Source organism: Streptomyces davaonensis JCM 4913 (assembly GCF_000349325.1).
Classification (GTDB): Bacteria; Actinomycetota; Actinomycetes; order Streptomycetales; family Streptomycetaceae; genus Streptomyces; species Streptomyces davaonensis.
This window is the reverse complement of sequence record NC_020504.1, coordinates 7,036,885-7,050,860: the sequence shown is the minus strand read 5'-3', so window position 1 is coordinate 7,050,860 and position 13,976 is coordinate 7,036,885. Positions and strand designations below refer to the sequence as shown.

13 protein-coding genes are annotated in these 13,976 nt (G+C 70.8%); 5 read left to right on the top strand and 8 right to left on the bottom strand.

Features of this window, described 5'->3' with window-relative positions; genetic code table 11:
- Positions 1-46: 46 nt before the first annotated feature.
- On the bottom strand, positions 47-403 hold the full coding sequence (locus BN159_RS31075) for a HesB/IscA family protein (RefSeq protein WP_015660989.1): 357 nt from the start codon (positions 401-403) through the stop codon (positions 47-49).
- 325 nt (positions 404-728) lie between these two features.
- On the opposite strand from BN159_RS31075, the gene nadA reads away from it, so the two are divergent.
- A complete protein-coding gene (gene nadA, locus BN159_RS31070) occupies positions 729-1,913 on the top strand; it encodes a quinolinate synthase NadA (protein ID WP_015660988.1) in 1,185 nt (394 codons plus the stop codon).
- Positions 1,914-1,931: 18 nt separating this feature from the next.
- On the opposite strand, the gene BN159_RS31065 is transcribed toward nadA, so the two are convergent.
- The 6 genes from BN159_RS31065 to BN159_RS31040 all read right to left on the bottom strand — a co-directional run bounded on the left by BN159_RS31065 (position 1,932) and on the right by BN159_RS31040 (position 10,595).
- Positions 1,932-4,157: a protein kinase domain-containing protein gene (locus BN159_RS31065; protein ID WP_015660987.1), complete on the bottom strand. Its 2,226-nt coding sequence runs from the start codon at positions 4,155-4,157 to the stop codon at positions 1,932-1,934.
- Positions 4,158-4,252: 95 nt separating this feature from the next.
- A complete protein-coding gene (locus BN159_RS31060; protein WP_015660986.1) occupies positions 4,253-7,375 on the bottom strand; it encodes an efflux RND transporter permease subunit in 3,123 nt (1,040 codons plus the stop codon).
- 132 nt (positions 7,376-7,507) lie between these two features.
- On the bottom strand, positions 7,508-8,191 hold the full coding sequence (locus BN159_RS31055) for a response regulator (RefSeq protein WP_015660985.1): 684 nt from the start codon (positions 8,189-8,191) through the stop codon (positions 7,508-7,510).
- Positions 8,188-9,408: a sensor histidine kinase gene (locus tag BN159_RS31050; protein ID WP_015660984.1), complete on the bottom strand. Its 1,221-nt coding sequence runs from the start codon at positions 9,406-9,408 to the stop codon at positions 8,188-8,190. Before BN159_RS31050 ends, BN159_RS31055 begins: the two co-directional genes overlap by 4 nt.
- A 100-nt stretch (positions 9,409-9,508) precedes the next feature.
- A complete protein-coding gene (pspAA, locus tag BN159_RS31045; protein ID WP_015660983.1) occupies positions 9,509-9,787 on the bottom strand; it encodes a PspA-associated protein PspAA in 279 nt (92 codons plus the stop codon).
- Positions 9,788-9,809: 22 nt separating this feature from the next.
- The gene (locus BN159_RS31040; protein WP_269450998.1) at positions 9,810-10,595 is read right to left on the bottom strand and encodes a PspA/IM30 family protein; all 786 of its coding nucleotides are present in this window, start codon (positions 10,593-10,595) and stop codon (positions 9,810-9,812) included.
- A gap of 217 nt (positions 10,596-10,812) precedes the next feature.
- On the opposite strand from BN159_RS31040, the gene BN159_RS31035 reads away from it, so the two are divergent.
- The 3 genes from BN159_RS31035 to BN159_RS46080 all read left to right on the top strand — a co-directional run bounded on the left by BN159_RS31035 (position 10,813) and on the right by BN159_RS46080 (position 12,434).
- Positions 10,813-11,487: a DUF3043 domain-containing protein gene (locus BN159_RS31035; RefSeq protein WP_078598903.1), complete on the top strand. Its 675-nt coding sequence runs from the start codon at positions 10,813-10,815 to the stop codon at positions 11,485-11,487.
- Between the two features lie 83 nt (positions 11,488-11,570).
- Positions 11,571-12,272 carry a class I SAM-dependent methyltransferase gene (locus BN159_RS31030; RefSeq protein WP_015660980.1) on the top strand — a complete coding sequence of 234 codons (702 nt, stop codon included), beginning with the start codon at positions 11,571-11,573 and terminating at the stop codon, positions 12,270-12,272.
- A 57-nt stretch (positions 12,273-12,329) separates the two neighbouring features.
- Positions 12,330-12,434 (top strand): S1C family serine protease, encoded by a 105-nt coding sequence (locus BN159_RS46080; protein WP_015660979.1) that lies wholly within the window; start codon positions 12,330-12,332, stop codon positions 12,432-12,434.
- 47 nt (positions 12,435-12,481) lie between these two features.
- Here BN159_RS46080 and BN159_RS31025 read toward each other — a convergent pair whose 3' ends face one another.
- Entirely contained in the window at positions 12,482-12,691 is a 210-nt protein-coding gene (locus BN159_RS31025; RefSeq protein WP_015660978.1) for a hypothetical protein, read from the bottom strand.
- Between the two features lie 81 nt (positions 12,692-12,772).
- On the opposite strand from BN159_RS31025, the gene BN159_RS31020 reads away from it, so the two are divergent.
- Complete coding sequence (locus BN159_RS31020; protein WP_041820060.1) at positions 12,773-13,975, top strand: bifunctional adenosylcobinamide kinase/adenosylcobinamide-phosphate guanylyltransferase; 1,203 nt, start codon at positions 12,773-12,775, stop codon at positions 13,973-13,975.
- Position 13,976: the final 1 nt, after the last annotated feature.

Sequence of the window (13,976 nt, the reverse complement as noted above, 5' to 3'; positions counted from 1 at the left end):
TCGGAGGGGGCCGCCGCCTTCGTCGTACAAACAGAACCCGAGGGGCTCAGCTGAAGGAGTCGCCGCAGGCGCAGGAGCCGGTGGCGTTCGGGTTGTCGATCGTGAAGCCCTGCTTCTCGATGGTGTCGACGAAGTCGATGGTGGCGCCGCCCAGGTACGGGGCGCTCATACGGTCGGTGACGACCTTCACACCGTCGAAGTCCTTCTCCACGTCGCCGTCGAGGGAGCGCTCGTCGAAGAAGAGCTGGTAGCGCAGGCCGGAGCAGCCGCCGGGCTGGACGGCGACGCGCAGGGCGAGGTCGTCACGGCCTTCCTGGTCGAGCAGGGCCCTGACCTTGGACGCGGCGGCGTCGGTCAGGACGATGCCGTCGGTGACGGGCTTGGTCTCGTCCGATACGGACATCTACATCTCTCCCGGGTTGTACGGAGACTGCTTGCCGACGGTTCCAACCGGCGAGGCCGCGGATTCATTCCGGACCGGGCGTTTGTCCAACCGGTTCGTGCGGTTCCTTCTTCATGCTCGCACACGCGCCGGGGAGCGGAAAACGGCCCTTTCGGGAATGAAGAGCCGCCCGGAGGGATTCACGTCACATGGACGCTATCGCCCATCGTCAAAGTGACGTGAAGCAGTTATGATAGATAGCGTCATTTCGACGAAAAGCCAGATGGTGACCCCGCCGACCGGTGAACGCCGGCCGGCGAGCCGCAGAACAGAAAGGGTGCGTGTCGTGACCACCGCCCAGACCCAGGAGCTCGACGTACAGCCGACGCCCCTCGCCCTGCTGCTCCTCGGCCGTGAGGCCGACCCCAAGAGCGAGCGCGGTGTGGAGTGCCCCGGCGACCTGCCCTCGCCGTCCGACCCGGACCTGGTCGAGCGCGCCCGCGCGGCCAAGGAGAAGCTCGGCGACAAGGTCTTCGTGCTCGGCCACCACTACCAGCGCGACGAGGTCATCCAGTTCGCGGACGTCACCGGCGACTCCTTCAAGCTCGCCCGGGACGCGGCCGCGCGCCCCGAGGCCGAGTACATCGTCTTCTGCGGTGTGCACTTCATGGCGGAATCCGCGGACATCCTGACCGGCGACGAGCAGAAGGTGGTCCTTCCCGACCTCGCCGCCGGGTGCTCGATGGCCGACATGGCCACCGCCGAGCAGGTCGCCGAGTGCTGGGACGTGCTGACCGAGGCCGGGATAGCCGAGCAGGTCGTGCCGGTGTCCTACATGAACTCGTCCGCCGACATCAAGGCGTTCACGGGCAAGCACGGCGGCACGATCTGTACCTCGTCCAACGCCAAGCGGGCCCTGGACTGGGCCTTCGAGCAGGGCGAGAAGGTCCTGTTCCTGCCCGACCAGCACCTCGGCCGCAACACCGCGGTGCGGGACATGGGCATGTCCCTCGACGACTGCGTCGTCTACAACCCGCACAAGCCGAACGGCGGCCTGACCGCGGACGAGCTGCGCGCCGCCAAGATGATCCTGTGGCGCGGCCACTGCTCGGTGCACGGCCGGTTCTCGCTGGACTCGGTCAACGACGTGCGCGAGCGCATCCCGGGCGTCAACGTCCTCGTCCACCCCGAGTGCAAGCACGAGGTCGTGGCCGCGGCGGACTACGTCGGCTCGACCGAGTACATCATCAAGGCGCTGGAGGCGGCCCCGGCCGGTTCCAAGTGGGCCATCGGCACCGAGCTGAATCTGGTCCGCCGGCTGGCGAACCGGTTCGCGCCGGAGGGCAAGGAGATCGTCTTCCTCGACAAGACGGTCTGCTTCTGCTCCACCATGAACCGCATCGACCTCCCCCACCTGGTCTGGGCCCTGGAGTCCCTGGCCGAGGGCAAGCTCGTCAACCGCATCGAGGTCGACAAGGAGACCGAGGCGTTCGCGAAGCTGGCGCTGGAGCGGATGCTGGCGCTGCCGTAGGTCGTACATGGGTCGTACTCACCCCGACACGGGTTTCCGGTCGGGGTGGGCCGGGTCGAGGGTGAAGATGTCGCCGGCCGGGGTCGGGACGACCAGGGCGCCCTGGTGGAGCAGCACCTCGGGCAGCGACGAGGACTGGCCCGCCACCCACTTGGCGCGCGGCAGGGTCTCCCAGAGCAGCGTGCCCTTCTTGGTGTCCAGCGCGGCGACCCGGCCGCTGGCGCTGGACAGGTAGACCACGCCGGTGCGCGGGTCGCGGGTGACGGCGCTCGGCTGTTCCAGGCTCGTCGACGTCTGCCACAGCTGCTTGCCGGTCCGGGCCGACACGGCGGTCACCTGGCCGGAGGAGCCGGTGAACCACAGCGTGCCGTCGGCCAGCGTCACCTTGCCCTCGAAGTTCTTGGCCAGCTTCGTCGTCGACCCCGCGCCGGTCTCCGGGTGCACCAGCCGGATCCGGGTGAACGGGCCCTCGTCGCCCGCGACGATGTTCCCCTCCTCGTCCTCGGCCGGGTCGAGGTAGAGCAGGTGGCCGTCGTGCATCCCGACGAGAGCTGCGCGATCGGGGACCGTCAGACGCCGCGCGGAGCCGTCGGTCCGGTCGAGTCCCAGGAGCAGCATGGTGCCGGTGCGCGTGATGTCCTGCGCGCACTCCAGGTAGAAGTCCTCGACGGTGCTCACCGGATAGCAGTACTGCTCCTTCGGGAGCGGCGCCGTCCAGCGCTCGGTGCCGGTGCGCGGCGAGCGGGCGGTCAGCGAAGTGCCGCTCTCGTCCGGGAGGATCACGAGGTCACCGGAGAGGTGCGGGGTGCTCCAGCCCTTGTTCACCGCGCGCTGCCAGAGCCGCTTCCCGGTCTCCGTGTCGAAGGCGGTGACCGAGGCCGTGCTGTCCCGCTCCCACTGGACCAGCATCGTGCCGTCCACGACGCCGAGCAGCTCGTAGACGTACGACGCCTTGCCCGTGGCGGGCCGTTCCACATCGGCGCGCCAGTCGGTCCGTCCGGTGAGCCCGTCGAGACGCACGGGCAGCACCCCGTCGCCCGCGCAATAGACGGAGCCCTCGTGCATCTCGCACTCCGGGCCGCTGTCCACCCCCTCCGCCACCAGGTCGCGCCCCTTGGTCACGCCCCGCTCGGCCGTGGCGTACACCGTCGTCTGCCAGGGCTGCCAGCCGTTCGGCGGTTCCTCGGTCCAGCGGGAGGTGGCGGCCTGGGCGTGGGTCGCGCCGCCCTCACTGTCCGCCCGGTCCGGGCCGCTCAGCAGATACCCCGTCAGTCCGAGGGTCAGTGCGCCGATCGTGGCGGTCGCCGCCCACAGGGGGCGCAGTCTGCGTCGGCGGCCGGGCGAGGTGGACCCCGTCGGGTCCGGGCCCCGGGTGTCGGCAGGGGCGGTGAAGTCTCCGCGGAGGGTCACCGTCTGCGGGGCGCCGTCCGTGTCCGCCTCGGGGAGCACCCGCGCCAACTCGCGGGCCACGTCCTCCAGTCCGGGCCGCTCCGCCGCCTCCTTGGCCAGACAGCTCTCCAGGATCGTGCGCAGCGGCTGTCGTACGCCGTCCAGGACCGGTTCGTCATGGACCACCCGGTACGCCGTGAGGTAGGGGCTGTCCGCGTCGAAGGGGCCGCGGCCGGTGAGGGTGTACACCAGCAGCGCGCCGAGCGAGAAGACGTCGGAGGCGGGGCCCACCGAGCGGGCGTCGGTCAATTGCTCCGGGGACATGAACGGCGGGGTGCCGATCATCTGGCCGGTCTCGGTGAGGGTGACGTTCTCCGTGGCCCGGGAGATGCCGAAGTCGATGACGCGGGGGCCGTCGTCGGCCAGCAGGACGTTGGCGGGCTTGAGGTCCCGGTGGACGACCCCCGCCCGGTGGATGTCGCGCAGCGCCTCCACCAGGCCGAGGGCGAGCCGGCGCAGTTCGTCCTCGCGCAGCGGGCCCGACTCACGGATGCGGGAGGCGAGCGAGCGGCCGGGTACGTACTGCGTGGCCATCCAGGGCCGGGCCGCCTCCGGGTCGGCGTCCACGACCGGTGCGGTGAAGGCGCCGCTCACCTTGCGGACGGCCTCGATCTCCTGCCGGAACCGGGCCCGGAAGACGGGGTCCGCGGCGTACTGGGCGTGTACCACCTTGACCGCTACATCGCGGCCGGAGCGCGCTCTGCCCTGGTAGACGACGCCCATACCGCCGGCGCCCAGCCGGTCGACCAGCCGGTACCCGCCGACCGACTTCGGATCGTCCTTGTGCAGCGGCACTCCCCGATCCCTCTCCCCCGTATGCCAGTTGGGAACAAAGGATACGGCCGGGCCCCGTACCTGCGTGTACGGGACCCGGCCGTATGGTGGTGCTGTCAGACGCCCGCCGGTTCCGGCTCGTCCGACCTCTCCTTCGGCGGGGCGGTGACGCCCGCCTTCTTCAGCCGCTTCGCCTCGCGCTTCTTCGCCCGGCGCTCCTTGCGGAGCTCCAGCATCGCGTAGAGCGTCGGGACGAGGAGCAGGGTGAGCAGCGTCGACGTGATCAGACCGCCGATCACCACCACCGCCAGCGGCTGGGCGATGAAGCCGCCCTCGCCGGTGACGCCGAGCGCCATCGGGAGCAGGGCGAAGATCGTCGCCAGGGCTGTCATGAGGATGGGGCGCAGCCGGTGGCGGCCGCCCTCGATCACGGCCTCGACGACGCCGTGGCCCTGCTTGCGGTACTGGTTGATCAGGTCGATCAGCACGATCGCGTTGGTCACCACGATGCCGATCAGCATCAGCATGCCGATCATCGCGGGAACGCCCATCGGGGTGCCGGTGACGATCAGCAGGCCGATCGCGCCCGTCGCCGCGAACGGGATCGAGACCAGCAGGATCAGCGGCTGGACCAGCGAGCGGAACGTCGCGACCAGCAGCATGAAGACGATCGCGATGGCCGCGAGCATCGCCAGGCCCAGGTTGGCGAACGCCTCGTCCTGGTCCTCGGAGACCCCGCCGATGGAGGCGGTGGCACCGGCCGGGAGGTCCAGGCCGTTGATCTTCGACTGGAGGTCCGCGCTCACCGCGCCGGTGTTCTCACCGGTCGGCTTCGCCGTGATGGTCGCGGCCCGCTGACCGTCGATCCGGGTCATCGACACCGGTCCGTCGACCATCTCGACCGTGGCGACGTCGGACAGCTTCACCGGGCCCAGGCGCAGCGACTTGAGCTGGGCGAGGGTCTCGGCGGGCTTCGCCGAGCGGATCACGATGTCGCGTTCGGCATCGTCCAGGGTGGCCTGGGCCGCGGTGGTGCCGCGGACCGCCTGGGCGACGACCGCGCCGAGGGTGGCGTCGTCGAAACCGGCGGCGGCCGCCTTGTCGTTGGCCTTGACCGAGATACGCGGCACGCTCTGGGAGAGGTCGCTGGTGACGTCGGTGACGTCGTCCAGACCGGCCACCGCCTCACGGACCTCCTCGGCGGCCTCGCGCAGGACGTCACCGTCGGCGGCCTTCACGACCACGCTCAGGTCCTGGCTGCCGAAGCCGTCACCGGCCGCGATGGTGGTCGTACCGATGCCGTCGAGCTTCGCCAGACCGTCCTCGATGCGGTCGATGACGTCGTCGGAGGACGCGGAGTCCTCCAGCATCACCGAATAGGACGCCTGGTTGGTGTCCGTGCCACCGCCGAAGGCCGCCATGAAGCCGGACGAGCCGATGGTGACCTGGTAGTCCTTCACGCCCTCGGTCTGCCCGAGCAGCTCCTCGACCTTCTTCGCCTGCGCGTCCGTCGCCGCCAGGCTCGTGCCGGGCTTCAACTCCTGCTTGACGGTGAGGACTTCCTGCTCGCCCTGGTCGAAGAAGTTCGTCTTCAGCAGCGGCGCCATGCCGAAGGTGCCGACCAGGACGACGATCGCGAGGGCCACGCTGGTCAGCCGGCGCCGGGTGGCGAACCGCAGGACAGGGACGTACAGGCGCTGGAGGCGGCTCTTCGCCTCCTTCTCCTCCGCCCGGCGGCGGGCTTCCTCGGCGTCCTCGGGGGTGCCCTTCGGGGCGCGCAGGAACCAGTACGACAGCACCGGCACGACCGTCAGCGAGACCAGCAGGGACGCCAGCAGTGCCGCGGTCACGGTCAGGCTGAACGAGCCGAACAGCTCGCCGACCATGCCACCGACCAGGCCGATCGGCAGGAAGACGGCGACCGTGGTGAGCGTCGAGGACGTCACCGCGCCCGCCACCTCGCGGACCGCCTTGAGGATGGCCTGCTCGCGCTCCTCGCCGTAGCCGAGATGGCGCTTGATGTTCTCCAGCACCACGATCGAGTCGTCCACGACCCGGCCGATGGCGATGGTCAGGGCGCCCAGGGTGAGCATGTTCAGGGAGAGGTCCCGGGTCCACAGCACGATCAGCGCGAGGACGACCGACAGCGGGATGGACACCGCCGTCACCAGCGTGGAGCGGACCGACGCCAGGAAGACCAGGATGATCAGGACCGCGAAGAGCAGACCCAGCGCGCCCTCGGTGGTCAGGCCGTCGATGGCCTTCGCCACCGCCGGGCCCTGGTCGCTGACGACGGTCACCTCGGCACCGGCGCCGAGGTCGGCACGCAGCTGCGGAAGCTTGTCGTTCACCGCGTCGGAGATGGCGACCGCGCTGCCGTCGCGGTCCATGGTGACCATGACCGCAAGGCTCGGCTCGCCGTTGGTGCGGGTCAGCGAGTCGGCCGGGGCCTCCTCCTGCTCGACCGCGGCGACGTCGGCGAGGCGGACCGGCTTGCCGTCGCCCTTGATGCGCAGGTTCTCGATCTGCTCCAGGGTGGTGAAGCCGCCGCCGACCTGGACGGTCCGGTTGGCTCCGTCCTCGTCGAAGGAGCCGGCCGGCACGGTCGCGCCGCCCGCCTGGAGGGCCTGGGTGAGGGACTGCGTGGTCAGCCCGGCCGCGGCCAGCTTCTTGTCGTCCGGGGTGACGGTGACCTGGAGGTCGCGCACACCGTCGACGGTGACCTGGCCGACGCCGTCGATGTCCTTCAGCTCCGGTACGACCGTGGTGTCGAGCTGGTCGGCCAGGGCCTGCTGGTCCTTGTCGGCGGTGACGGCGAGCACCACGGTCGGCATGTCGTCCGTGGAACCGGCGACGACCTGCGGGTCGACCTCGTCGGGGAGCTGGACGCGGGCCCGGTTGACGGCCTGCTGGACATCGGCGACGAGCTGCTGGGTGTCGTTGCCGTACTCGAAGGACGCCATGATCAGGGCGTTGCCCTCGCTGGCGGTGGAGGTGACCGCGGTGATGCCGTCGACGCCTTCGAGGCTGTCCTCGATGGGCTCGACGACCTGCTTCTCCACGACGTCGGGGGACGCGCCCTGGTACGGCGCGAGCACCGACACCATGGGCAGTTCTATGGACGGCAGGAGTTGCTGCTTGAGCTGGGGTATCGCGATCGCTCCGAAGGCGAGCGCGATGATCGACATCAGCCCGATCAGGGCTCGTTGCGCGAGGCTGAATCTGGACAGCCAGGACATGGGATCAGGGTCTCTCTTCTGTTGAGCCGAGCGGCTCCTACACCCTGTGCCATCCGGAACCCCTGATTCGTAGGTCCGAGGTCCCGTTCCTTATCCGGCGCATACTCCGAGCGCAGTACACGCGGCCCGCGCTCAGTCCACCCTCGGACGGACCAGTCCCGACTCGTACGCGATCACCACGAGCTGGGCCCGGTCCCGGGCGCCGAGTTTGGCCATGGCCCGGTTGACGTGGGTCTTCACCGTCAGGGGGCTGACTTCGAGGCGCTCGGCGATCTCGTCGTTGGAGTGGCCGCCCGCGACCTGCACCAGCACCTCGCGCTCCCGGACGGTCAGCGCGTCGAGCCGTTCGGCGCGGGCCGGGTCGCGGTCCTCGTCACCGGCGCCGCCCTGGGCGAGGAAGCGGGCGATCAGGCCCTTGGTGGCGGCCGGGGAGAGCAGCGCCTCGCCACCGGCGGCGACCCGGATGGCGTTCAGCAGTTCGTCGGGCTCGGAGCCCTTGCCGAGGAAGCCGGAGGCTCCGGCGCGCAGCGACTGCACGACGTAGTCGTCGACCTCGAAGGTGGTCAGTATGACCACGCGGACGTGGGCGAGGGAGGGGTCCGCGCTGATCAGCCGGGTGGCGGCGAGGCCGTCGGTGCCGGGCATCCGGATGTCCATCAGGACGACGTCCGCGCGCTGCTCCTTGGCCAGGGCCACCGCCTCGGCGCCGTCGGACGCCTCGCCGACGACCTCCATGTCGGGCTCGGAGTCCACCAGGACGCGGAAGGCGCTGCGCAGCAGGGCCTGGTCGTCGGCGAGCAGGACACGGATGGTCATACGGTCTCCCCCGTGGCGGCGGTACGGGTCTTGACCGGCAGGATCGCATGGACCCGGAAACCACCGCCGTAGCGGGGACCCGTGGTCAGGGTGCCGCGCAGAGCGGTGACGCGTTCGCGCATGCCGAGCAGTCCGTGGCCGCCGCCGGAAGCCGGGGCCTGCTGGTCGTGGGTGCCGTCGTCGAGGACCGTGATCTCCACATGGGGTCCCACCCGGACGACGCTGACCTCGGCCTTCGCCTCGCCGCCCGCGTGCTTCTGGACGTTGGTGAGGGCTTCCTGGATGACCCGGTAGGCGGCGAGGTCGACGGCGGCGGGGAGGGTGGTGCCCTGGTCGGCGCGGGCGACCTCGACCCGGAGTCCGGCGCTGCGGAAGGTGCCGACGAGTTCGTCCAGACGCTCCAGGCCCGGGGCGGGTTCGGTGGGCGCCTCGGGGTCGCCGGACTGGCGGAGCAGGCCGACGGTGGCGCGCAGCTCGTTGAGCGCGGAGCGGCTGGCCTCGCGTACGTGGGCCAGAGCCTCCTTGGCCTGGTCGGGCCGCTTGTCCATGACGTGGGCGGCGACTCCGGCCTGCACATTGACCAGGGCGATGTGGTGGGCGACGACGTCGTGCAGATCGCGGGCGATGCGCAGGCGTTCCTCGGCGACGCGGCGGCGGGCCTCCTCCTCGCGGGTGCGCTCGGCTCGCTCGGCGCGCTCTTGGATGGCGTCGACGAAGGCGCGACGGCTGCGGATGGCGTCGCCGGCCGTGGCGGCCATGCCGGTCCAGGCGAAGATCGCGAGGTTCTCCTGGGCGTACCAGGGGAGGGGGCCGACGAACATGGCGGAGCCGGTCAGCACGGTCATGGTGAGCAGGCCGATGCGCCAGGTGGTGGGGCGGTCGGTGGCGGAGGCGACGGTGTAGAGGGCGACGACGGCGGCCATGGCCACGGGGGCTCGGGGGTCGCCGGTGATGTTCTCGATGACGGTGAAGGTGCCGGTGACGGCGAGCACGGTTCTGGGGGCGATACGGCGGAAGACCAGGGCGGTGGCGCCGAGGGTGAGCAGGACGAGGCTCGGGGTGTCGGGGGTGCGGACGCCCCAGGTGACGCCGTCCTTGCCGTGCGGGTCCACGAACGAGCCGGCCACCATGCAGAGCAGGACGGCGGCGGCGAGGGCTGCGTCCAGGGCGAGGGGGTGCGCCTTGAGGTGGGCGCGGACTCGGTCGAGGGTTTTCACGGCTGTTTACGGTAGCCGGGGTTGCCTCCGGCGGGAGCACCGTGATGAATCTGCGGGCCGGTGGGGGCTGGTCGCGCAGTTCCCCGCACCGGAAACATCCTCAGCCCGGAATCAAGCCGTCGTCGCTCAGCATCTCCCGGACTTCCTCCAAGGTCGCGTCCGGGGACGGGAGGATCAGGTCCGAGGGTTCCAGGGCGTCGTCCGGCAACGGGTCGCCCAGGTCGCGGACCTTTGTCAGGAGGGCCTGGAAGGTGCGGCGGAAGCCCGGGCCGTCGCCGTTCTCCATCTCGGCCAGCAGCTCGTCGTCCAGCTTGTTCAGCTCGGTGAGGTGGCTGTCGGCCAGCCTCACCTGCCCCTCCCCCATGATCCGTACGATCATGTCGCCCTCCTAGGCGTGGGACCTACTGCTTGTCGAACCTCGGGGTGTCCTGGGGCTGCTGCTGGGACTGCTGTCCGCCGTTGCCGCCCTCGATGGCCTGCTGCTGCGACGACGTACCGCCCGCCAGCTCGGCCTTCATGCGCTGGAGTTCCAGCTCTACATCCGTACCACCGGAGAGCCGGTCCAGCTCGGCCTGGATGTCGTCCTTGTGCATGCCGGACTGGTCGTCGAGGGCGCCGGAGGCGAGCAGCTCATCGATGGCGCCGGCGCGCGCCTGGAGCTGCGCGGTCTTGTCCTCGGCGCGCTGGATCGCCATGCCGACGTCGCCCATCTCCTCGGAGATGCCGGAGAACGCCTCGCCGATCCGGGTCTGCGCCTGGGCCGCGGTGTAGGTGGCCTTGATGGTCTCCTTCTTCGTACGGAAGGCGTCGACCTTGGCCTGGAGCCGCTGGGCCGCGAGGGTGAGCTTCTCCTCCTCGCCCTGGAGGGTGGCGTGCTGGGTCTCCAGGTCGGTCACCTGCTGCTGGAGCGCGGCCCGCCGGGACAGCGCCTCGCGGGCCAGGTCCTCCCGGCCCAGCGCGAGCGCCTTGCGGCCCTGGTCCTCCAGCTTGGACGACTGCGACTGAAGCTGGTTGAGCTGGAGCTCCAGGCGCTTGCGGCTGGTCGCGACGTCCGCGACGCCGCGGCGCACCTTCTGGAGCAGCTCCAGCTGCTTCTGGTACGAGTAATCGAGGGTCTCGCGCGGGTCCTCGGCCCGGTCAAGGGCCTTGTTCGCCTTCGCGCGGAAGATCATCCCCATACGCTTCATGACACCGCTCATGGGCTTCGCGCGCCCCCTTCTGACGGACTCCAGCTCCAGCTCCTGCGACAGAACCCACAGTACGGGCCCTGCATCCATTACCGCACTGTTCGGGGACGGATGCGCTCATCCCCAAGGACGACTGCTGACGCTCGGGCTCCGGCGTAGGGAGTAGGTGTTCCCCGGGGTTCCCGGAAACGCTGGCAACGTCCCCTCTGTCCCCTACATGACGACTGGTGTTGCCGATTCGTTCCCCACCGGACTGGGGTCCATGCGCGGGTACCCCGTACCCTTGGGTTTTGTGTTCCGTAGCCGTGCCAAGGAAGAGAAGGCATCGGCCGCCGACAAGGCGCCGCTGACCGACTCCAAGCAGACCCGCGACCCGCAGGCCCCGAAGGGCCGGCCCACGCCCAAGCGCAGTGAGGCCCAGTCCCAGCGCCGCAGCGTCGCCAATACGCCGACCACGCGCAAGGAGGCGGCCAAGCGTTCCCGTGAGGAGCGCCGACAGGCGCTGTCGAAGCAGCGTGAGGCGCTGGCGAGCGGCGACGAGCGGTATCTGCCCGCTCGTGACAAGGGCCCGGTGCGCCGGTACGCCCGTGACTTCGTCGACTCGCGCTTCAACGTCGCGGAGTTCTTCCTCCCGATGGCCGTCCTCATCCTCGTGCTGAGCATGGTCCGGGTGGGCTCCCTCCAGAGCATCGCGCTGCTGCTGTGGCTGGTCGTGATCGTGCTGATCGTGCTCGACTCGATCGTCAACGGCTTCCGCCTCAAGAAGCAGCTGAACGAGCGCTTCCCGGACGAGACCAAGCGTGGCGCGGTCGCCTACGCCCTGATGCGCTCCCTCCAGATGCGCCGACTCCGGCTGCCGAAGCCGCAGGTCAAGCGCGGAGAGCGGCCCTGAGCACGACGCCGTTCTCCGGGGGCGCTGCGGATGCCTGGCTGAGCAAGCTGGGCGGACTGCGGGATGTCGTACGACAGGAGCTGGTGGCCCGGCAGCTCGATGAGCAGATAGCCGGGCGTTACCCGGTGGGGCAGCGGCTGAGGATCCTCGACGTCGGTATGGGGCAGGGCACCCAGGCGCTGCGGCTCGCGCGGGCCGGTCATCAGGTGACCGGCCTGGAGCAGGACACGACGATGATCGCCGCGGCGCGGCGGTCGCTGGACTGCGAGCCGGACGGCATCCGCGAGCGGATGCGGATCATCGAGGGCGACGGCCGGGACACCGGGGTGCACTTCCTGCCGGGCAGCTTCGACGTGGTGCTCTGCCATGGCGTGCTGATGTACGTCGAGGAGCCCGATCCGCTGCTGGCGGGCATGGCCCGGATGCTGGCCCCGGGCGGGCTGCTCTCGCTGCTGGTCCGCAACGCCGACGCGCTGGCGATGCGCCCGGGTCTGTCCGGCGACTGGACCGGGGCGCTGGCCTCCTTCGACACCACCGCCTACCGCAACCGCCTCGGCCTGGACGTACGGGCGGACCGGCTGGCCACCCTGACGGCGACGCTGGCCGGTATCGGCGCCCCGTTGCACGCCTGGTACGGCGTGCGGGTCTTCACGGACACCGCGCCGGACGACGCCCCGATCCCCGCCGACGTGGCGACGCTGCTGGCGGCCGAGGAGCGGGCGGGCCGGACGGATCCGTACCGGGGCGTCGCGGCGCTGCTGCATCTGTGCGGGGTCCGGGGCTGAGCCCCGTTCGGGCATCCAGCGGGGGCGTGGAACCACATCACGACGTGAAACGTCTCCATGCTCTGCGAGGGCGGGGCGGCGGAGCCGGGCGACCGGACGACGGTGACGTACACCCGCGGCGGCGGCGAGAAGACGGTGGACGTGACGCTGGGCGAGCAATGAGAAAGGGGCGGCCTTCACGTACGGCCGCCCCTTTCTCCGCTCCCGGCCTACTCGTCGGCGTGCAGGCTCATCGGCCCGTAGATCTCCGTGGTGTCCTCGAACAGCCGGACCTGGTCCACGCCTCCGGCCATCAGGTCCTTCCAGACCTCTCCGATCCAGGACTCGGCGTCTCCCTGTGTCGTGAACTCCTCGGGCTCCACCGCGGGGGCGGTCTCCGTCCCGTCGGACTTCTCGAACCGCCACGTCCATGTCGCCATGCAGGCCTCCCTGGGTGAGCACTGATGCAGGTCAGACTATCGGGGCTCGCTCGTCGGCCGGTGACCGGTGAAAATCATGGTGTGGAACTGACATTGCTCGGCACCGGTGCCCCGGCGGGCCTCCCCCGCCCCGACTGTCCCTGCGCGGCCTGCGCGACCGCTCTCGGGGCCGATGTACGGGCGGCGACCGCGCTGCTCGTCGACGGGGCGCTGCTGCTGGACCTGACGCCCGGTGCGGCGTTCGCGGCGGCGCGGGCGGGCAAGTCCCTGGGCGGCGTACGGCAGGTGCTGCTCTCGCATCCGCACGACGGACCGGCGGTCGAGGTGCCGGCCGGGCTGCCCGCGCCCGGCCGGGTGCCGGACGGGCGGGAGTTGGCGCTGCTGACGGGGCATCGGGTGCGGGCGCTGGCGATGGACGCGGGCGGCACGGGGTACGCGGTGACCGGGCCGGACGGGCAGCGGCTGCTGTATCTGCCGCCCGGGAGCGCGCCGGCCGGGGTCGAGGACGGCGACGTCGGTACGTACGACATGGTCGTCGCCGATGTGATGGGACGCCCGGACGCGCTGGCCCGGTTGCGGGCGGTGGGGGCGATTCGGCCGACGACGGATGTCATCGCCGTGCACCTGGACCATGACGTGCCGCCGGGGGCGGAGTTGCGGCGGCGGCTGGCGTCCCTGGGGGCGCGGGCGGTGCCGGACGGGACGACGCTCGTGGTGGGCGCGTACGAGGAGGTGCCGGATGTGCCGCGGCGGACGCTGGTGCTGGGCGGCGCGCGGTCCGGGAAGTCGGTGGAGGCGGAGCGGCGTCTTGAGGCGTTCCCGGACGTGCTGTACGTCGCGACCGGCGGGCTGCGCGGCGGGGACGCCGAGTGGGCGGCCCGGGTGGCGTTGCACCGGGAGCGGCGGCCTGGGTCCTGGCGTACGACGGAGACGTGCGATCTGGTGCCGTTGCTGGCGGAGGACGGGGCGCCGTTGCTGATCGACTGTCTGTCGCTGTGGCTGACGGACGCGATGGACTCCGTCGGGGCGTGGGACGACGCGGTGTGGGCGGACGGCGGGGAGCGCGCCTTGCGGGAACGGGTGCGGCAGCTGACGTCCGCGGTGCGTGCCGCCCGGCGGACCGTGGTGGCGGTGTCCAACGAGGTGGGGTCGGGGATTGTCCCGGCGACCGCGTCCGGGCGGCGGTATCGGGATGAACTGGGGCGGTTGAACGCGGCGTTCGCGAGTGAGTGCGAGCACGTGTTGTTGGTGGTGGCGGGGCAGGCGGTGACGTTGCGGGGGTGAG

Excerpts from the sequence above, each read along its gene's own strand:
- BN159_RS31060 (WP_015660986.1), bottom strand. The coding sequence starts at position 7,375 with ATGTCCTGGCTGTCCAGATTCAGCCTCGCGCAACGAGCCCTGATCGGG.
- BN159_RS31055 (WP_015660985.1), bottom strand. The coding sequence starts at position 8,191 with ATGACCATCCGTGTCCTGCTCGCCGACGACCAGGCCCTGCTGCGCAGC.
- BN159_RS46080 (WP_015660979.1), top strand. The coding sequence starts at position 12,330 with ATGCTCTGCGAGGGCGGGGCGGCGGAGCCGGGCGACCGGACGACGGTG.
- BN159_RS31040 (WP_269450998.1), bottom strand. The coding sequence starts at position 10,595 with ATGAAGCGTATGGGGATGATCTTCCGCGCGAAGGCGAACAAGGCCCTT.
- BN159_RS31025 (WP_015660978.1), bottom strand. The coding sequence starts at position 12,691 with ATGGCGACATGGACGTGGCGGTTCGAGAAGTCCGACGGGACGGAGACC.
- BN159_RS31075 (WP_015660989.1), bottom strand. The coding sequence starts at position 403 with ATGTCCGTATCGGACGAGACCAAGCCCGTCACCGACGGCATCGTCCTG.
- pspAA (WP_015660983.1), bottom strand. The coding sequence starts at position 9,787 with ATGATCGTACGGATCATGGGGGAGGGGCAGGTGAGGCTGGCCGACAGC.
- BN159_RS31035 (WP_078598903.1), top strand. The coding sequence starts at position 10,813 with ATGACGACTGGTGTTGCCGATTCGTTCCCCACCGGACTGGGGTCCATG.